Origin of the sequence: Nonomuraea turkmeniaca, assembly GCF_005889735.1 — a bacterium.
GTDB classification, from domain to species: Bacteria; Actinomycetota; Actinomycetes; order Streptosporangiales; family Streptosporangiaceae; genus Nonomuraea; species Nonomuraea turkmeniaca.
Genome location: NZ_VCKY01000025.1, coordinates 1 through 18,243 on the forward strand (window position 1 = coordinate 1; position 18,243 = coordinate 18,243).

Consider the following 18,243-nt stretch of genomic DNA (forward strand, 5'->3'; position numbering starts at 1 on the left):
CCGCCAGCGTTCGTCCTGAGCCAGGATCAAACTCTCCAAACAATGAACATGTCCGGACAGATCTGTCCAAGCAAAACCGTCAAAAATGACGGGGTCATACATGTGATGATGCACATGCACTGGCTTTTAACACACTGTTGAGTTCTCAAGAAACGGACGCGTACATCCCCACCAGAATCTCTTCCGAGATGCCGATGTGGAGGCTCCACATACTTCGTTTCTTCTACACTACCAGATCAGGACGATTCTTGTCAAACCGCTCGTTCCGGGAGCTTTAGGACCTGCCTCTCTTCGAGGCAACCCTGCTAACTTACCCTGACTTTGGGCTCTTGTCCAACCGCGTGGTGGACACGACCCGAAGCCTGGGCTTGATCAGAGGGATGTCAGGGCTAACCAGCCCCGCGTTGAAAACTGTAGCAGCCTCTGCGGGTGCGGATGGTCCATCTTCGGTAACGAATGGACCTTCCCATCGTACGTACGGTTCAAACCCCGAGCCCGGCGAGCTGTGCCTCCAGCCGCGCGATGTCGGCGGACGCCTGGTCGGCACGGGTCCGCACCTTGGCCACCACGTCGTCCGGCGCCTTGGCCATGAACTGCTCGTTGCCCAGCTTGGCCGCCGCCTGTGCGGCCTCCTTGCGCGCGGCGGCCAGGTCCTTCTCCAGCCGCTTGCGCTCGGCCACGACGTCGATGGCGCCCGCGGTGTCGATCTCCACGGTCACATCGCCCACCGAGAGTTGTGCTGTGGCGTTGAACGACTCCGCCGGCTCCGTCAGGCGCAGCAATGCCCGGACGGCCGTCTCCTGACCCGCCAGCGGCGTGCCGACGAGACCGAGGCGGGCGGCCACCTTCTGGCCGGGCTTGAGCCCTTGGTCCGAGCGGAACCTGCGGACCTCGGTCACCAGCTCCTGCAGTGCGCCGATCTCCGCCTCGGCGGCCGCGTCCGCGTAACGAGCATCCGCGACCGGCCACGGCGCCACGACGATCGACTCGCCGCCGGTGACGGCCCGCCACAACTCCTCGGTCACGAACGGCACCAGCGGATGCAGCAGGCGCAGCAGGGCGTCGAACACATGGCCCAGCACCAGCCGCGTGTGGTCCAGCCCCTCGCCGAGCTGGATCTTGGCCAGCTCCAGGTACCAGTCGCAGACCTCGTCCCACGCGAAGTGGTAGAGCATGTCGGCCGCCTTGGCGAACTCGAACTCCTCGAAGGCCTCGTTCGCGGCCGTCACCACGGTCTGCAGACGCGACAGGATCCACCGGTCGGCTGCTGTCAGATCGGCGCCGTCAAGTGACCCGACGGTGGCACCGTTCATGAGCGCGAATCTGGTGGCGTTCCAGATCTTGTTGCAGAAGTTGCGTGAGCCCGCCGCCCATTCCTCGCTCACCGCGACGTCGGCGCCGGGGTTGGCGCCGCGCAGCAGGGTGAAGCGGGTGGCGTCAGCGCCGAAGCGCTCGATCCAGTCGAGCGGGTCGACCACGTTGCCGAACGACTTGGACATCTTCTTGCCGTATTGGTCGCGCACCATGCCGTGCAGCGCCACGACGCGGAACGGCGGCTCGCCGTCCATGGCGTACAGCCCGAACATCATCATCCGGGCGACCCAGAAGAACAGGATGTCGTAGCCGGTGACGAGCACGGACGTCGGGTAGAAACGGGCCAGCTCCGGCGTGGTGTCCGGCCAGCCCATCGTCGAGAACGGCCACAGCGCGGACGAGAACCAGGTGTCGAGGACGTCGGAGTCCTGCGTGTAGCCGGCGGGCGGTTCCTCGTCGGGGCCCACGCACACGACCTCACCGTCCGGCCCGTACCAGACCGGGATGCGATGCCCCCACCACAGCTGGCGGGAGATGCACCAGTCGTGCATGTCGTCGACCCAGTCGAAGTAACGCTTGGCCAACTCCGGCGGGTGGATGCGGGTGCGCCCGTCGCGAACGGCGTCACCGGCCGTCTTCGCCAGCGGTCCGACGTTCACGAACCACTGCAGCGACAGCCGCGGCTCGACGACGGTCTTGCAGCGCGAGCAGTGACCGACCGAGTGCAGGTAGGGGCGCTTCTCGGCGACGATCATGCCTTCGGCGCGGAGCGCGGCGACGACGGCGGGCCGGGCCTCGAAGCGGTCGAGCCCCTGGAACGGCCCGTGCGCGGTGATCACGCCGCGCTCGTCCATGACCGTCAGCGACGGCAGGGAATGACGCCGCCCGATCTCGAAGTCGTTGGGGTCGTGGGCCGGCGTGACCTTGACCGCCCCCGTGCCGAAGGCGGGATCGACGTGCTCGTCGCCGACCACAGGGATCCGCCGGCCGGTGAGCGGCAGCTCGACCGTCGTGCCGATCAGGTGGGCGTAACGCTCGTCCGAGGGGTGGACGGCCACGGCCGTGTCGCCGAGCATGGTCTCGGCTCGCGTGGTGGCCACGACGATCTCGTCGGAGTAGCGGATCGAGACCAGCTCGCCCTCGTCCTCACTGTGCTCCACCTCGATGTCGGAGAGCGCGGTGAGGCAACGCGGGCACCAGTTGATGATGCGCTCGGCGCGGTAGATCAACCCGTCGTCGAACAGGCGCTTGAAGATCGTCTGCACGGCCCGCGACAGGCCTGTGTCCATGGTGAAGCGCTCGCGCGACCAGTCGACGCCGTCGCCCAGCTTGCGCATCTGGCCGAGGATGCGGCCGCCCGACTCCTCCTTCCACCGCCAGACCCGCTCGACGAACGCCTCACGTCCCAGGTCGTGCCGCGACAGACCCTCCTTGGCCAGCTCGCGCTCGACGACGTTCTGCGTCGCGATGCCGGCATGGTCCATGCCGGGCAGCCACAGCGTCTCGCGCCCCTGCATACGGGCCCGGCGCGTGAGCGCGTCCTGGATGGAGTGGTCGAGCGCGTGCCCGATGTGCAGGACGCCTGTCACGTTGGGCGGAGGAAGGACGATGCTGTACGGCTCGCGCGAGCTGCCCGGGTCGGCGCCGAAGTGGCCTTCGGATACCCAGCGGTCGTAATTGCGGGTCTCGACGTCGGCCGGTGTGTATTGCGTAGGCAGCTCTGGCGTTGTCACAGTGACCAATTCTAGGGAGGCGAGCGAGCGGATAATGCCCCGAGCCCCGAAGCCGCTCCATGCCCCGGTCCACGCCCCGGTCCACGTCAGGTCTCCCGGCCGTCACGCTCCCGCTCGCCACGGCCCCATACGGCCCAGTGGCAAGGGAGCGCGCTGTCCGTGGCTTCAGCACCACGCTGTCGAGCTCCATGCCGCGGCGAGTGCAGCCCCCACGGCAACAAGCCCTCGCGGCTCTGACCACGCCATCTATGGGCAGCACCACCGGCGGCGGCCCACGTTACGACACGACCAGCGTGATCGTGCGCGCGCCCAGGTCGCGTCGGAAGCCGGCGACCAGAGCGACGGCCGCCCAAGACCTTGAAGGCTCAGGACGCGGATGGCGCCCGCGTGGCGTGAAGGCTCAGGACGCCGAAAGCGCCCGCGTGGCGGGCTGCCACGGGGCGCTCGGTGTGCGGGAAAGGCGGGTCAGGCCGACTTCTCGCGAGGCGTGCGCTGCTGCTTGGCGGCCAGCTGGTCGCGAGGTACGAGCGTCGGGATCGCGTGCTCGATCACCGACTCGCGGGTGATGACCACCCGGGCGACGTCTTGCCTGGACGGCACCTCGTACATGACCGACTGGAGCACCTCCTCCAGGATCGCGCGCAGGCCGCGGGCGCCGGTGCCGCGCAGGATGGCCTGGTCCGCGATGGCCTCGAGCGCGCCGTCGGTGAACTCCAGCTCCACGCCGTCGAGCTCCAGCAGCTTGCGGTATTGCTTGACCAGCGCGTTGCGCGGCTCGGTGAGGATCTGGATGAGGGCCTCGCGGTCGAGGTTGTGCACAGAGGTGATGACCGGCAGGCGCCCGACGAACTCGGGGATCATGCCGAACTTCAGCAGGTCCTCAGGCATCACGTCGCCGAAGATGTCGGCCGTGTCGACCTCTTCCTTCGACCGGATGATGGCGTTGAAGCCGATGCCCTTCTTGCCGATGCGCGACTCGATGATCTTTTCCAGACCCGCGAACGCGCCGCCGCAGATGAACAGCACGTTGGTCGTGTCGATCTGGATGAACTCCTGGTGCGGGTGCTTGCGGCCGCCCTGCGGAGGCACCGAGGCCGTGGTGCCCTCCAGTATCTTCAGCAGCGCCTGCTGGACACCCTCGCCTGAGACGTCACGCGTGATCGACGGGTTTTCGCTCTTGCGGGCGATCTTGTCGACCTCGTCGATGTAGATGATGCCGGTCTCGGCCTTCTTGACGTCGTAGTCGGCGGCCTGGATGAGCTTGAGGAGGATGTTCTCCACGTCCTCGCCGACATAGCCCGCCTCTGTGAGCGCGGTGGCGTCGGCGATGGCGAAGGGCACGTTGAGCATCTTCGCCAGGGTCTGCGCCAGCAGTGTCTTGCCAGATCCTGTCGGCCCGAGCAACAGAATGTTGCTCTTGGCCAGCTCCAGGCCGTCGTCCCTGCCCCGGTCGCCGGACTGCACCCGCTTGTAGTGGTTGTAGACCGCCACCGAGAGGGCCTTCTTCGCCTTGTCCTGACCGATGACATAGGCGTCGAGGAACTCGTAGATCTCTCTCGGCTTGGGCAGGTTGTCCCACTTGAGCTCGGAGGACTCGGACAGCTCCTCCTCGATGATCTCGTTGCAGAGATCAATGCACTCATCGCAGATGTAGACGCCTGGACCGGCAATGAGCTTCTTGACTTGCTTCTGGCTCTTTCCACAGAAAGAGCACTTCAGCAGGTCTCCCCCGTCGCCGATGCGTGCCACCCCAGATACTCCTTTGCGTGGGACCGCCCTGCTCTCGCGAGCAGTGTCTCCGGACATCCTCCGGACTTGGCCGAACCGCTCAGGTTTCGACGTTACCGTCTTCTGGGCCCTCAGTGAGCCCCCTAGCGGCGAGTCGCACCGGAACGTGCCCTATTGGGCAGCGCCCCGGTGCGTCACATCCCGCCTAGGAAGCCACGGCCTGAGCTCGTTTCTTCCTGGACGGAATGATGTCGTCGATCAGACCATACGCCTTTGCCTCGTCCGCGTTGAGAATTTTGTCGCGTTCGATGTCCTTGCGGACCTCAGCGGAGGACTTGCCCGTGTGCCGGGCCACGATGTCCTCCAGCAGAGTCCGCATGCGCAGGATCTCTCTAGCCTGGATCTCGATGTCGCTGCCCTGGCCGCCGCCCTCGGTGGACGGCTGGTGGATCAGCACCCGGGCGTTGGGCAGCGCGAACCGCTTGCCCGGGGTGCCGCCGGACAGCAGCACGGCCGCGGCGGACGCGGCCTGGCCGAGGCAGACGGTCTGAATCTCCGGCCGGACGAACTGCATCGTGTCGTAGATCGCCGTCATGGCCGTGAAGGAGCCGCCGGGCGAGTTGATGTAGATGCTGATGTCACGGTCGGGATCGAGCGACTCCAGCGTCAGCAGCTGGGCCATCACGTCGTTGGCCGACGCGTCGTCGATCTGCACTCCGAGGAAGATGATGCGGTCCTCGAAGAGCTTGTTGTACGGGTTCATCTCCTTCACGCCGTAGGACGTGCGCTCGACGAAGGAGGGGAGAACGTAACGGCTCTGGATATTCATGTCAGCTCCCCCTAGGAGACCGGGCCCTGTGAGGGCACCTGACGCGCGCTCCGGACGACGTGGTCGATGAAGCCGTAGTCCTTGGCTTCCTCGGCCGTGAACCAGCGGTCGCGGTCGGAATCGGCCTCGATCTGGTCCAGCGGCTGCCCCGTGTGGAAGGCGATCCGCTCGGCCAGTGTCTTCTTCACGTAGAGCATCTGCTCGGCCTGGATGGCGATGTCGGCAGCGGTGCCGCCGATGCCGCCAGACGGCTGGTGCATCATGACGCGGGCGTGCGGCAGGCCGAAGCGCTTGCCCCTGGCCCCGGCGGTGAGCAGGAACTGCCCCATCGAGGCCGCCATGCCCATCACAACCGTCGATACGTCGTTCGGCACGTATTCCATCATGTCGTAAATCGCCATACCTGCACTCACCGAGCCCCCCGGCGAGTTGATGTAGAGCGAGATGTCGCGGTCGGGGTCGTCGGCCGCGAGGAGCAGCAGCTCGGCGCAGATGCGGTTGGCGATCTCGTCGTTGACCTCCTGCCCGAGCACGATGATGCGTTCCCTGAGCAGGCGCTGGTAAAGCTGGTCTTCAAGCCGGAAGGCGGAGCCGTTCTCACGGCCTCGAGACTCAGGCTGATAGAAGGTCGGCGGGCTGGTCACAGCGTCACCTTCCGATGCGTCGTAATCGATTGGCTTTGCTTGTGACCTTAACGCGCGCCGCCCACAGGTCATGCCCGGTCCCCGTACTGTTCGCTGACGGCGCATGTTCGGGCCTTGTACGCGTCCGCCGGGTTCGTACGGGAAGTCGACGACGCCCCTGGCGCGCCCTGAGACGGCGGTCTACGGCCGGCGGGCGGCGAGTCGGCGGTCGGGAGCGGCCTCGCCCCTTCAGCGCTCCTCCTGAGCCGCCTGAGCGCCCCAGCGCCATCCGGATGGCCCAGACGCCCCGCGGCACGATGGCAGTCGGCATGCCGGGCGACGGCTGCGCGCATCTCGGCACACCGGACGACAGGAGGGGCCGCTGCGCCACTGGCACGTCGAAGCCCCCGGACCGTTTCGGCGCGGGGGCTTCGCGTTGGAGGGCGGGAGGGCTTACGCCTCGGGCTTCTCCTCGGCCTCTGCCTCTTCCTGAACGGCCTCTTCACCGCTGATCTCGGTGTAGATCGCCTTGAGGTCGACCTCGTTGCCCTCGGAGTCCACGATCTTGGCGGAGTCGCCGATCACGGACTTGGCCTTGTCGCGGACGATCTCGACCATGGCCATCGTGAGCTGGTCGTTGTCGGCCAGGTGCTTGGCCAGCTCGTTGGGCTGGACGCCCATGTCCATGGCGCGGCGCACCACGAAGTTGGTCAGCTCCTGCTCGGAGACGCCCAGATCCTCGGCCTTGACGATCTTGTCGAGCACGAAGCCGACCTTGAGCGCGCGGGCGGAGTTCGTCTCGAACTCGGCGAAGCGCTCCTCCTCCGTCGTCTGGTAGAGGCGGAAGAAGGCGTCGCGGCTCAGGCCGCTCTCGGCCACCTGGTGGTTCAGGTTGTGCTTACGGGCGTCGATCTCGGCCTTGAGCGCGCTCTCCGGCAGCGGGATGTCGATCTGCTCGAGCAGCGCGTCGAGCGACTTCTCGCGGGCCTGCACGACCTGGTCGATGAGCTTGTTGCGGCGGGCCTGCTCGCGGATGCTGGCCTTGAGCTCGTCGAGCGTGTCGAACTCGCTGGCCAGCTGGGCGAACTCGTCGTCCAGCTCCGGCAGGACCTTCTCCTTGACCGACTTGACGGTGATGATCACGTCGGCTTCCTCGCCGGCGTTCTCGCCGCCGACCAGCTCGGTCTTGAAGCTCTTCTCCTCGCCCGCGGACATGCCCTCGAGCGCGGCGTCGAGGCCCTGCAGCACGGAGCCGGCGCCGACCTCGTAGGACACCTCGCTGGCCTGCTGCTCCTCGATGTTCTTGCCGTCGATCTCGGCGCGCAGGTCCATGACGACGAAGTCGCCGTTGGCGGCCGCCCGCTCGACACCGGTCAGCGTGGCGAAGCGCTGGCGCAGCGCGTCGAGCTGCGCGTTCACGTCTTCGTCGGAGACCTCGGCGGAGTCGACGGTGACCTCGATGCCCGCGTAGTCGGGCACCTCGAAGTTGGGCCGGATGTCGACCTCGGCGGTGAACTCGATCTGCTCGCCGTCGTCGATCTTCGTGACCTCGATGTCCGGCTGGCTGACCGGGAACACGTCGACCTCGTCGACGGCCTGGCCGTACAGCTTGGGCACCGCGTCGTTGAGGGTCTCCTCCAGCACTACCGCCCGGCCGAAGCGCTGCTCGATGATGCGGGCCGGAACCTTGCCAGGTCGGAACCCGGGGACGCGCACCTGCTGCGCGACCTTCTTGTACGCCGCATCCATGCTCGGGCGCAGCTCGTCGAACGGCACCTCGACAGTGAGCTTGACCCGCGTGGGGCTGAGCTCCTCGACAGCGGTCTTCACGGAATGGTCTCCTTGATCAAGCTACGAGTGATCGCGGGCGCGTCCAATCGGTACGGCTCACGCGCCGCGCCCACATGTGCGGTGTTGGGCATGCTCCGCCAGGCGGCGTCCAACGCCGATGGTCCAGTCTAGGGCAGATGCACACCCAACAACGACGTCCGCCGCCGTCAGAACTCCTCCGAGATCGTCCGCAGTAGCTCGATCGTCTCATCCGGGGTGGTGCTCACCGCGCACAGCCGTTCCATCACCTCGGTGTATCGGTCCACGTCCTCACGCTTGTCCAGGTAGAGCGCGCTGGCGAGCTGCTCGACGTACACGACGTCGGGCAGGTCGGGATCGGGGAAGCGCAAGATGCTGAAAGCCCCGCCCTCGGCACTGTGCCCGCCGAAGCTGAACGGCATGATCTGGATCGTGATGTTCGGCTGGCGCATGAGGTCGATGAGGTGCTCCAGCTGAGCCCTCATCACCTCGGCTCCGCCGATCGGCCGCCGGAGCGCGGCCTCGTCGATCACCGCCCAGAAGACCGGCCCGTCCGGCTTGTCCAAGATCCTCTGGCGCTCCAGCCGGAGATCGACCCGCCTGGCGATCTCCTCGGCTCCGATGCCCGCCGCTCCGGCGGTCACCACAGCCCTGGCGTACTCCTTGGTCTGCAACAGTCCCGGCACGAACTGGACTTCATAGGTCCTGATCCTGGCGGCCGCCTCTTCGAGGCCGACGTACGCCTGGAACCACGTGGGCAGGACATCGTTGAACCGGTGCCACCAGCCCGGCTCGTTGGCGGTGGCGACCAGGTCGAGCACGGCGGAGCGGGCCTGCTGATCCACGACCCCGTACAGGGTCAACAGGTCTGCCACGTCGCGTTCTTTGAACCCCACTCGGCCCAGCTCCATGCGGCTGATCTTGGATTCCGAGCCCCGGATGAGGTGGCCCGCCTCCTCACGAGTGACGTTCTTCGCTTCCCTGAGCTTGCGCAGCTGGGAGCCCAGGAGGATGCGCAGCGCCGTCGGCCCGGAACCCGGCTGGTTCTGCGTCACTTTGCCTCCTATCAAGGTCCGCACACACAGTGACACCTCTCCGCCTTGAATGACAAGGTCTCAACCTGGTGTCCGGTTCTGGAGATCTGTGCCCAGAAACGCCGCTTGCTATTGCACATTGCAGCTGCACGTGCATTTGGGTCTTGCAGCGGCGGCGGTCGTGACCCATGATGGCTTAGTGCATATTGGGCCAAACATGCACTAACCAAGGCTGAACGGGGAGGTATCGGCGGCATGGTGGAGGATCCTCTGGCCACTGCCGATTGCCTGCAGATCACCCGCGAAGTGGGCTTCGACCACCTGCTCATGGGCGGTGGGAAGCCGTACACGACCGCGTGTCCGTTGCCTTTCCAGGCCGACTCGGTGAAGACCGCCAGGGACGTGACCCGCTCCACGCTGCGAGGCTGGGGGCTCCACGACCTGAGCGACGACGCCGCGCTCGTGGTGTCTGAGCTGGTGACCAACGCGGTCAGGTACGCGATGTACGCGGCCGGGCGCCGGGAGATCGAGTTACTGCTCATGCGGGTCGCTCCGCACGTGCTGCTGGCGGTGGCCGACCCGAGCGACGAGGTGCCGCGCCGCAAGGAGCCCGATTTCATCTCCGAGAACGGGCGTGGCCTTTACATCGTCGAAACGTACAGCCAGTGCTGGGGCTGGGACCCCCTGGCTCGCGGCGGCAAGGCCGTCTGGGCGCTCTTCCGCACCGAATCCTGAGCCTTCCTTTAGATCTGTTGCACTTCGCCGAAGTGGGCCACCACCCGCCGCACGTCGGTTGGTGGGCCTTCTCCATGGGCTCGTTCGTGACCAGGATGCTAGATTGGTCATCGGTCAACAGTCACGAGGAGGGCTTTGTGGGTGCCGATCATCGCGGGCGGGCCGATCGGATCCTGGACGCGGCCAAGGAGTTGTTGCTGCGCTGGGGGTACCGGCGGGTGACGATCGATGAGATCGCCAAGCTCGCCGGGGTCGGGAAAGGCACGGTCTACCTGCACTGGCGTACCCGCGAGCAGCTGTTCTTCGCGGTCGGCGCCAGAGAGGCGGCGGCCATGCTGGACGCGGTCGTCGCGGGCATGCGGGCCAATCCAGATGAGATCGCGCTGCATCGGTACATGCGCCGGTTCTTCCTGGAGGCGATGCGGCGGCCGGTGCTGCGGGCGATCTTCACTCGGGACGCGGAGACGCTCGACAAGTTCCTCGCCAGTCCCGCCAGGCAGCCGCTCGTGGGTGCCAAGTTGCTCGCCTCGCGCGAATACCTCGGTGTGCTGGAAGGGCATGGGTTGCTGCGGGACGGCCTGCGGCCCGAGGACCTGGACTATCCGCTGCCGACGATCGTGTTCGGGTTCTTCGGGATCGAGCCGCTGCTGCCGGCCGAGGTCACGCTCGGCCTGGAGGAGAAGGCCGATGTCCTCGCCGACACGCTGCGGAGGACGTTCGAGCCGGAGCGGCTGCCCGACTGCGCGCCGGCGGCCGAGCGGGCGATCGAGATCTTCGAGGGGCTCTCCCGTGACTTCCGCGACGCGGCTTATGGAGGCGGAAATGGGACATGACGTCAGCGGGCTGCACCACGTGGGGCACATCGTCCACGACATGGGGCAGGCGCTCGAGCGGTACCGGCGGATGGGGTTCGCGCTGCCGGGGCCCGCGTATCCGGTGGTGGGCGAGCCTCCCGAGCCGGTCGGGGTGGGCAACACGCACGCCTACTTCGCGGGAAACTTCGTCGAGCTGGTCGCCGTCGCGGGCGCGGGGCGGGTTCCCGCGGACGCGCGGCTGATCCCGCTGCGGGCGCCCGCTGAGCGGCTGCCCGCGCTCAAGGAGGCCGTGCGGGGCACGGCGGCGAACCTCGAGGCCTGCTTGCGGCGCTTCGAGGGCGTGCACATTCTCATGTTCGACTCCCCCGGCATCGACGGCGCCGCCGCGCGGCTGGCGGCGAGCGGTGTCGGGCACGGCGGGGTGCAGGCGGCCCAGCGGCCGGTCGAGACGGCTGACGGCGTGCGGATGGAGCCCGTGCGATGGTTGGAGATCGACGGCGTCGGGCCGGGCCTCGTGCCGGAGGGGCGGGTCGGGCTGGCGGAGAACACCTCCGCCCATGACACCGCCGGCCATCCCAACGGCGCGGTGGAGCTGGTCGAATGCGTGTTGTGCGTGGCCGACGACGAGCTTGACGCCGCCGAACAGCGTTATCAGCGTTATGTGGGGCGTACGGCGTCGCGGGACGGGGCCGTGCGGACGTTCACACTGGGCGAAGGGCGCGGTCGGATCACGCTGGTCGGCGCTTCGGGGCTGGACGGGCTGCTGCCGGGCGAGGGTGCCACGGCGTTGCCCGGGTTCGCGGCCTACGCGGTGGCGGTGCGGGACGTCGCGGCGACCGGGCGGTTCCTGCGCGAGGCCGGGGTGCCGGTCGCCAAGACCGACGCGGGCGAGATCTTCGTGCCCGCCCGCGAGGCGCTCGGCACCGCGATCCTCTTCCGCCAGGTGGGGTGACGACAGGACGCCGGGACCGTTATTCGCCGGTAACGCCGTCGATACGTTCACGTAGAAGATCGGCGTGACCGTTGTGGCGGGCGTACTCCTCGATCATGTGGACGAGGATCCAGCGGTGTGTGCAGTCCTGGCCGTTGCGGTCGCCGACGGCGTCCAGCGGGTTGGCGGCCGAGATCGCGCGGGCGCGCTCGATCTCGGCCTGCCATGTGGCGAACGCCTCCTCGACCGAGGCGGTGTCGACGTCGTTGAAGTCGGCGTCGTTGTCGCGGTCCTTGTCCCACAGCCGGGGGATGTCCTCGCCGTTCAGCACGCGGCGGAACCAGACGCGCTCGACGTGCGCCATGTGCCTGACCAGGCCGAGGAGGGACATGGTCGAGGGCGCCGCGGAGCGCAGCCGCAGCTGCTCGTCCGACAGGTCCGCGCACTTGACGGCCAGGGTGGCGCGGTGCCATTCGAGCCAGTTGTTGAGCACCGTCAACTCGTCGCCGGTGAGCGGTGGTGGGGTACGGGGGTCGATCACGAGGCCTGACCTTACCTTTCTTGGGGGGCGGTGCCGGCTCTTCCGCCGCCTGTTCAGGCGTGCGCCGGGACCTGCCGTTCGTCACGCCACCTTGGACGCCGACGCTTTCCAGGTGTTGCAGGCGCTCGGGCCACCCGCCTTGTAGCCCTGGTCGAACCAGTAGAGCTGGTTGCCCTTCAGCTTCCAGCCCTTGGCGGGGCGGCCGAGCGCCTTGGCGGCGGCGCCAGCCAGGCAGTCCTGCTGGTAGGAGTACCGTCTTTCTTGCTGCTCGAGCAGCTTCTCGTCGCCGCCGTAGTCCAGGGTCTTGGCGGCTGTGGCGATGCCGGTCTGGACCTGCACGACCTCGCCGTAGACGGAGGCCATCGCGTGGAAGACGGGCAACTCGTTCTTGGTCTTGACCCAGTCGTCGGCGAGGCCGACGTAGATGCCCTCGCCGGTGACGAAGGGCCAGGACTTGTACTTCTTCTTGCCGTCCTTGTGGTAGGAGATCTCGACCTTGACCGCGTCCTTGCGCCATGCCTTGCCGAGGCAGCCGACCAGGGTCCGGATGTACTTCTCCGTGGCGGCCTTCGTGGTGCCCTTCTTCGCGGTGCACGACGTCTTGGCGAGCTTGCCCGCCTTGTAGAGGTCGTTGGCGATGAGCTCGGCCGCGGTGATGGGGTCTGCCGCGGCCGTGCCGGAGAAGACGATGAACCCGGCGGCTGCGCCGGCTACTACGCGCATGATCATGGACGGGGATCCTAGCGGCGCGCGATCAGTTCATCGAGATGTGTACGTGGTCGAAATGGTTCTCGGTAATGCTGCCGCGGTCCGACATCGCGCTCCAGCCCGAGCCGTGGTTGATGCGCTGCTTCCAGATCACGTACTTGACGCCGAGCTTGTTCATGTTCTTGATCGTCCATTCCGCGATCCGGTCGCCGAGCGCGAGGTTCGCGGCCGTGGGCATCGAGCCGCCGGTGCTCATCATGAAGTCGCAGGCGCGCCCGAGCGGGTGCTCGCCGCTGGAGCCTGAGCGGAAGCAGCCTACTTCGTACGGCAGCGTGAAGTTCTTGCGCACCTGCTCCCGCATGATCCGGGTACGGGAGGTGATGTTGTCGGTGCCTGAGGGAAGTTCGGGGGCCCAGCTGCCGTCGGAGTTGCGGCCGGTGCCGAACGGCACGAGATCCTCGAGCTTCTCCTTGATGTCGTCGATGACGTCCTCGGCGTCGTCGCGCTGCCTGTCCACCTCGGCCGCGCTCTGGCGGATCTCGGCCGCCAGCGCGGCGGCCTCCTCGGCGGCCTTCTGCCTGTCGTCGCGGGCCTTGGCCACATCCAGCACGAACGCCTGCTGCTCGGTGGTCAGCTGGTTGAGGACGGCCGCGCTGCCGCCGTCCTCGGGCAGGACGAATCCTGGGACCGGGGGATTGCCGTTCTGGTAGCGCAGCATGGCGATCTCGGAGACCCGCTGCTGGGCCGTGGCCAGCCTCCGCTCGGCGGTGAACAGGCGCTTGTTGGTCGTCTTGACGGCCTGCTGGGCCTTGGCCAGTTCGACGCGCTTGAGGTTGTACTGCTCGATGAGCTTGTCGACCTTGCTGTTGAGCGTCTTGAGCTGAGTGCGGAGCTGGGACTCCGTCGGTTTCGGCGCCGCCGACGCCGCGGTCGCCGGGAAGAAGGCGACGGCAGCGGCGGCGATGAGGCCGATGGCAAAGCTCGCGGGGGACGAAGCCGCCACGTAGATGTTTCCTCTCCCTCTGCCGACCGGGTTAGCTGACGGGTTCGGGATGGGAGGTCCCTACCACCGAAGTGGATTCACCCCAAGTGCATTGGGTCCCCGGCTCCTGGGCAACACGCCCAGGATTAGGCGAGCAACAGCCGTTTACGGCCGGTGCTTATCGGGATATTAGTGGTAGATCACAAGTCATGCGAGCTTAAGGCGACATAAATTAGTGATCTACTTGTGATCGAAGCATGCGGGCGGCCTCCTCCGGCAGCACGTCGTTGACGAAGGCCCCCATCGCCGACTCCGACCCCGCCAGGTACTTCAGCTTCTCCGGCGCCCGCCTGATGCTGAACAGCTCCAGGTGCAGGTACGCCAGCTCACGACCGTCCCGCACGGGCGCCTGGTGCCAGGCCGCGATGTACGGCATCACGACGCCGAACAGGCCGTCGAACGCCCGGAGCACCGACGTGTAGAGCGGCGCGAACGCGGCGCGCTCCGCCTCCGTCAGGGCCGCCAGGTCGGGCACCTGCCGGTGCGGGTAGATGTGCACCTCGAACGGCCAGCGCGCGGCGGCCGGCACGAACGCGGTCCACAGCTCGTTGGCGGCCACCACCCGCGTGCCGGCGGTGCGCTCGGCTGCCAGCACGTCGGCGAACAGGTTCCCCTTGTAGCGGGAGGCGGCGCCCAACTGCAGCTTGGTCCGCGGGGTGACGTACGGGTAGGCGTAGATCTGGCCGTGCGGGTGCGCGAGCGTGATGCCGATCTCCGAGCCCCGGTTCTCGAAGCAGAACACCTGCTCCACGCCCTCGACGGCGGACAACTCGGCCGTGCGGTCGGCCCACGCCTCCATGACCAGCTCGACCTGGGCGTCGGACAGCCTTGAGAAGGACGAGGAGTGTTCGGAGGTGAAGCAGACCACCTCGCAGCGGCCCGCCGCCGAACGGACCTCACTCAGGCCCCCCACATCCTCATAAGTCCCAAAATTTCCGGAAAAAGAGGGGAAGCGGTTCTCGAACACCACCACGTCGTACTCGTGCGCCGGGATCTCCGTCGACCGCGTGTCCGACGAGGGGCACAACGGGCACTCGGCCGCCGTGCCGGTCGGCTGGTGCGTCCGCGTCTGCCGGTGCCCCGCGATCGCGATCCACTCCTCCGTCAGCGGGTCGTAACGCAGCTCGGAGGCCACCGGCCGGGGGTCGAGGGTCCGCCGGTCGATCGCGCTCCTGTCGGCGTCGTCCCGCCGGTCGAAGTAGATCAGCTCCCGGCCGTCGGCCAGATGGGTGATGGTGCGCTTCAAAACGAGCCCTCCGCGATGATCAGTTCTCCGGCCGCTTCGGCCAGGTGCGTACGTGCTTCCTCAGGCAACCCCGCGTCGCTGATGACCACGTCGGCCTCGGTCAACTCGGCGATGGTGCTGATGCCCACCGTGTTCCACTTGGTGTGGTCTGCGGGGACCACCAGGCGGTGCGCGGCCGTCACCAGCTCCCTGTCGGTCTCGGACTCGAGCAGGTTGGGGGTGGTGAACCCGGCCCGCACGCTCATCCCGTGCACGCCGAGGAAGAGCGTGTCCACGTGCAGGCGCCGGATCGCGGCCACGGCCACGGGCCCTACTAAGGCGTCCGACGGCGTGCGTACGCCGCCGGTCAGCACCACCGTGCGGTCGGCGCGCGGGTTGCGGTGGAAGACGTCGGCGACGGGGATGGAGTTCGTGATCACGGTGAGCTCGGGCACGCCGATCAGGTGGTGCGCCAGCGCCCAGGTGGTGGTGCCCGCGGACAGCGCCACGGCGGTGCCGGGGCGCACCAGCTGCGCCGCGGCGCGGCCGATGGCCTGCTTCTCCTGCTGCTGGCGGGCGGACTTGGCGGCGAAGCCCGGCTCCTCGGTCGATCCCGGGCCGAGGGCGGTCGCCCCGCCGTGCACCTTTTCCAGCAGGCCGCGCTCGGCCAGCACCTCGAGGTCGCGGCGGATGGTCATGTCAGAGACGCCGAGTTCGCGGACGAGGTCGGCCACCCGGACGCCGCCGTGGCTGCGGACACGTTCGAGGATGGTCTGCTGACGTTGCTGTGCTAGCACGCCCGCTCCTTCCAACAGATTCCACCAAATTATGACACGAATATGTTTGGGGATTGTTAGGTCAGGTGGTGTTGCTTGCCTGGTCGGCGCAGGCGCGAGACGGTGAGGGATCAATGCCGTAGCACCCGATCACCGGAGGCGAGCGTATGGCCAGGCGCGCACGCAAGGGCAAGGCACGCAAGAAGAAGAAGGCGAACCACGGCAAGCGGCCCACCGCACGCTGACCAGGGTGGCCGCCGACCGCCGGCGGCCACCCGATTTCATCCCGGCAGCTCGGTGAGCGCCTGGTCGATGCGGTCCTGCGGGAGCGTGTAGTCCTCCATCCGACCGGCCAGGTGGCGGTCATAGGCGGCCAGGTCGAAGTGGCCGTGGCCGCAGAGTGCGGTGAGGATGACCTTCTCCTCGCCGCTCTCCTTGCAGCGCAACGCCTCAGCGATGGTCTCCGCGAGCGCGTGCGTGGGCTCGGGGGCGGGCACGATGCCCTCCGTCCTGGCGAAACGCACGCCGGCCTCGAAGCATTCGCTCTGGGAGCGGGTGACGGCCTCGAACAGGCCGAGCTCGTACATGTGCGACAGCAGCGGCGACATGCCGTGGTACCGCAGGCCGCCCGCGTGGATCGGGTCCGGCACGAACGAGTGCCCCAGCGTGTGCATCTTGAGCAGCGGCGTGAGCCCGGCAGTGTCGCCGAAGTCGTAGGCGTAGACGCCGCGGGTGAACGACGGGCAGGCGGCCGGCTCGACCGCGCGGAACACGGTCTGGAGCCGTCCCGCCAGCTTCTCCCGCAGGAACGGGAACGTCAGCCCGGCGAAGTTGGAGCCGCCTCCCGTGCAACCGATGACGAGGTCGGGCATCTCGGGCAGCTGTTCGAGCGCCTCCTCGCCGATCACCGTCTGGTGCATGAGCACGTGGTTGAGCACCGAGCCGAGCGCGTAGCGGGCGTCGGAGGTGGCGGCGGCCACCTCGACTGCCTCGCTGATCGCGATGCCCAGGCTGCCGGGCGAGTCGGGGTGGTCGGCCAGCACCTTGCTGCCCGCGCCCGTCATGGTGGACGGGCTGGCGTGCACGGTGGCCCCGTACACCTGCATGAGGGAGCGGCGGTAGGGCTTCTGGTCGTAGGAGGCGCGTACCATCCAGATCTGGCATTCGACGTCGAACTGCGAGCAGGCGAAGGCCAGCGCCGATCCCCATTGCCCCGCGCCCGTCTCGGTGGTCAGCAGCCGCACACCCTCCTTGGCGTTGTAGTACGCCTGCGGCACGGCCGTGTTCGGCTTGTGGGAGCCCGCGGGCGAGACGCCCTCGTACTTGTAGTAGATCCTGGCCGGCGTGCCGAGCGCTTTCTCCAGCCGCCGCGCCCGGATCAGCGGCGTGGGCCGCCAGAGCCGGTAGACGTCGAGCACCTCCTGCGGGATCGGGACGAACCGCTCCCCACTGACCTCCTGCGCGATCAGCTCCATGGGAAAGAGCGGGGCAAGGTCGTCCGGTCCTACGGGCTGCCGCGTGCCGGGATGCAGCGGCGGAGGCGGCGGAGCGGGCAGGTCGGGAACGATGTTGTACCAGTTGCTGGGGATCATCGCCCCAGTTTGCGCCTGGAACGGGACGCATTCCAGCATCCCACGGTGTGTTGGTTGAATGACTTCACAACACACGTCCGGGTCATCCGTGCAGTCATCTTCGACCGTGGGTGGAGGGGCGCTGGGGGCGATCGCGGAGGGCCGGGATCAACCCGCCGCTCGGCCGCTGACGGCGAGTCGATGCGGATGATCGGACCGGACGACGACGTCGGCCGCCTCCTGGGGGCGGACGTCCCGCTCATACCGCTCGTACGCGGGGAGCCGCCACCGCTCGCCCCCGGGCGTACCGCGCTCGAGTGCCTTGGCCGACAGCCACAGGTGCACGCTCACCTCGAACGTCAGCCCTCGCCCCAGCAACAACGTCCCGTCGACGAGCACCACCCCGCCCCGGGGCAGCTCCTGGTACGGCAGCCGATACGCCCGATCCACCCGGCTGTCCCAGAGCGCCGGCAACACCCGCCCCGGCCCGCCCGCGTCCAGCGGCTCGCGCACCTCCCTCCGCAGGCCCTTCACATCGAGCCAGTCCTCGTAGAAGGCGTCGGGATCGGTCCTGCCGTGCTCCAGCCGCAACGACGCGGGCCGCAGGAAGTCGCCGGCGGACACGCGCATCACGGGCCGCCCGCGCAGCCGGAGCGGCGCGACGAGCTCGTCAGCGAGCGCCTCGGGCCGCGCGGCAGGCGCCCCGTCCACGGCCACCCGCACCCACTGCTCCCGGGGCCGTCCGGAGATGAGCTCGGCCAGTTCCTCGACGAGGACGTCACGGGAGATCGGTCGCGCACGCATCGTCCCCAGCTTACGATCTCCGATT

Annotated in this window: 17 protein-coding genes and 1 riboswitch; of the genes, 4 read left to right on the forward strand and 13 right to left on the reverse strand. The window is 67.8% G+C overall.

Annotated features, from left to right (window positions below):
• Positions 1 to 482 precede the first annotated feature (482 nt).
• The 6 genes from ETD86_RS10140 to ETD86_RS10165 all read right to left on the reverse strand — a co-directional run bounded on the left by ETD86_RS10140 (position 483) and on the right by ETD86_RS10165 (position 9,091).
• A complete protein-coding gene (locus ETD86_RS10140) occupies positions 483 to 3,056 on the reverse strand; it encodes a valine--tRNA ligase (RefSeq protein WP_138665866.1) in 2,574 nt (857 codons plus the stop codon).
• Between the two features lie 456 nt (positions 3,057 to 3,512).
• Complete coding sequence (gene clpX / locus ETD86_RS10145; RefSeq protein ID WP_043640058.1) at positions 3,513 to 4,796, reverse strand: ATP-dependent Clp protease ATP-binding subunit ClpX; 1,284 nt, start codon at positions 4,794 to 4,796, stop codon at positions 3,513 to 3,515.
• Between the two features lie 184 nt (positions 4,797 to 4,980).
• Positions 4,981 to 5,604, reverse strand: coding sequence for an ATP-dependent Clp protease proteolytic subunit (locus tag ETD86_RS10150; RefSeq protein ID WP_127935479.1), 624 nt, complete (start codon positions 5,602 to 5,604; stop codon positions 4,981 to 4,983).
• 11 nt (positions 5,605 to 5,615) lie between these two features.
• Positions 5,616 to 6,248, reverse strand: coding sequence for an ATP-dependent Clp protease proteolytic subunit (locus tag ETD86_RS10155; protein WP_138665867.1), 633 nt, complete (start codon positions 6,246 to 6,248; stop codon positions 5,616 to 5,618).
• Between the two features lie 432 nt (positions 6,249 to 6,680).
• Positions 6,681 to 8,057 carry a trigger factor gene (gene tig / locus ETD86_RS10160; RefSeq protein ID WP_138665868.1) on the reverse strand — a complete coding sequence of 459 codons (1,377 nt, stop codon included), beginning with the start codon at positions 8,055 to 8,057 and terminating at the stop codon, positions 6,681 to 6,683.
• 167 nt (positions 8,058 to 8,224) lie between these two features.
• Positions 8,225 to 9,091: a helix-turn-helix domain-containing protein gene (locus ETD86_RS10165; RefSeq protein ID WP_138665869.1), complete on the reverse strand. Its 867-nt coding sequence runs from the start codon at positions 9,089 to 9,091 to the stop codon at positions 8,225 to 8,227.
• 234 nt (positions 9,092 to 9,325) lie between these two features.
• On the opposite strand from ETD86_RS10165, the gene ETD86_RS10170 reads away from it, so the two are divergent.
• The 3 genes from ETD86_RS10170 (at position 9,326) to ETD86_RS10180 (ending at position 11,572) form a co-directional block, all read left to right on the forward strand.
• Positions 9,326 to 9,805 (forward strand): ATP-binding protein, encoded by a 480-nt coding sequence (locus ETD86_RS10170; RefSeq protein ID WP_138665870.1) that lies wholly within the window; start codon positions 9,326 to 9,328, stop codon positions 9,803 to 9,805.
• Positions 9,806 to 9,942: 137 nt separating this feature from the next.
• Positions 9,943 to 10,638 (forward strand): TetR/AcrR family transcriptional regulator, encoded by a 696-nt coding sequence (locus ETD86_RS10175; RefSeq protein WP_246147826.1) that lies wholly within the window; start codon positions 9,943 to 9,945, stop codon positions 10,636 to 10,638.
• Entirely contained in the window at positions 10,628 to 11,572 is a 945-nt protein-coding gene (locus ETD86_RS10180; RefSeq protein ID WP_138665871.1) for a VOC family protein, read from the forward strand. Before ETD86_RS10175 ends, ETD86_RS10180 begins: the two co-directional genes overlap by 11 nt.
• A 19-nt stretch (positions 11,573 to 11,591) precedes the next feature.
• Here the strand turns inward: ETD86_RS10180 and ETD86_RS10185 are convergent, their stop codons facing one another.
• The 5 genes from ETD86_RS10185 to ETD86_RS10205 form a co-directional block, all read right to left on the reverse strand.
• Positions 11,592 to 12,092: a DinB family protein gene (locus tag ETD86_RS10185; RefSeq protein WP_138665872.1), complete on the reverse strand. Its 501-nt coding sequence runs from the start codon at positions 12,090 to 12,092 to the stop codon at positions 11,592 to 11,594.
• Between the two features lie 81 nt (positions 12,093 to 12,173).
• Positions 12,174 to 12,821, reverse strand: a complete 648-nt coding sequence (locus tag ETD86_RS10190; RefSeq protein WP_138665873.1) for a hypothetical protein — start codon at positions 12,819 to 12,821, stop codon at positions 12,174 to 12,176.
• 25 nt (positions 12,822 to 12,846) lie between these two features.
• Positions 12,847 to 13,803: a coiled-coil domain-containing protein gene (locus tag ETD86_RS10195; RefSeq protein ID WP_138665874.1), complete on the reverse strand. Its 957-nt coding sequence runs from the start codon at positions 13,801 to 13,803 to the stop codon at positions 12,847 to 12,849.
• A gap of 6 nt (positions 13,804 to 13,809) precedes the next feature.
• Positions 13,810 to 13,945: riboswitch (cyclic di-AMP (ydaO/yuaA leader) on the reverse strand.
• A 69-nt stretch (positions 13,946 to 14,014) separates the two neighbouring features.
• The gene (galT, locus tag ETD86_RS10200; protein ID WP_138665875.1) at positions 14,015 to 15,088 is read right to left on the reverse strand and encodes a galactose-1-phosphate uridylyltransferase; all 1,074 of its coding nucleotides are present in this window, start codon (positions 15,086 to 15,088) and stop codon (positions 14,015 to 14,017) included.
• Positions 15,085 to 15,864: a DeoR/GlpR family DNA-binding transcription regulator gene (locus ETD86_RS10205; protein WP_138665876.1), complete on the reverse strand. Its 780-nt coding sequence runs from the start codon at positions 15,862 to 15,864 to the stop codon at positions 15,085 to 15,087. The genes galT and ETD86_RS10205 overlap by 4 nt, the downstream gene beginning before the upstream one ends.
• Before the next feature lie 146 nt (positions 15,865 to 16,010).
• Here ETD86_RS10205 and ETD86_RS59990 point away from each other — a divergent pair, with 146 nt between their 5' ends.
• Positions 16,011 to 16,088 (forward strand): 50S ribosomal protein bL37, encoded by a 78-nt coding sequence (locus ETD86_RS59990; protein ID WP_371252575.1) that lies wholly within the window; start codon positions 16,011 to 16,013, stop codon positions 16,086 to 16,088.
• Positions 16,089 to 16,124: 36 nt separating this feature from the next.
• On the opposite strand, the gene ETD86_RS10210 is transcribed toward ETD86_RS59990, so the two are convergent.
• Together ETD86_RS10210 and ETD86_RS10215 are read right to left on the reverse strand one after the other, a co-directional pair.
• Positions 16,125 to 17,435: a TrpB-like pyridoxal phosphate-dependent enzyme gene (locus ETD86_RS10210; RefSeq protein ID WP_138665877.1), complete on the reverse strand. Its 1,311-nt coding sequence runs from the start codon at positions 17,433 to 17,435 to the stop codon at positions 16,125 to 16,127.
• A 147-nt stretch (positions 17,436 to 17,582) separates the two neighbouring features.
• Positions 17,583 to 18,218 carry a nucleoside/nucleotide kinase family protein gene (locus tag ETD86_RS10215; protein WP_138665878.1) on the reverse strand — a complete coding sequence of 212 codons (636 nt, stop codon included), beginning with the start codon at positions 18,216 to 18,218 and terminating at the stop codon, positions 17,583 to 17,585.
• Positions 18,219 to 18,243 lie beyond the last annotated feature (25 nt).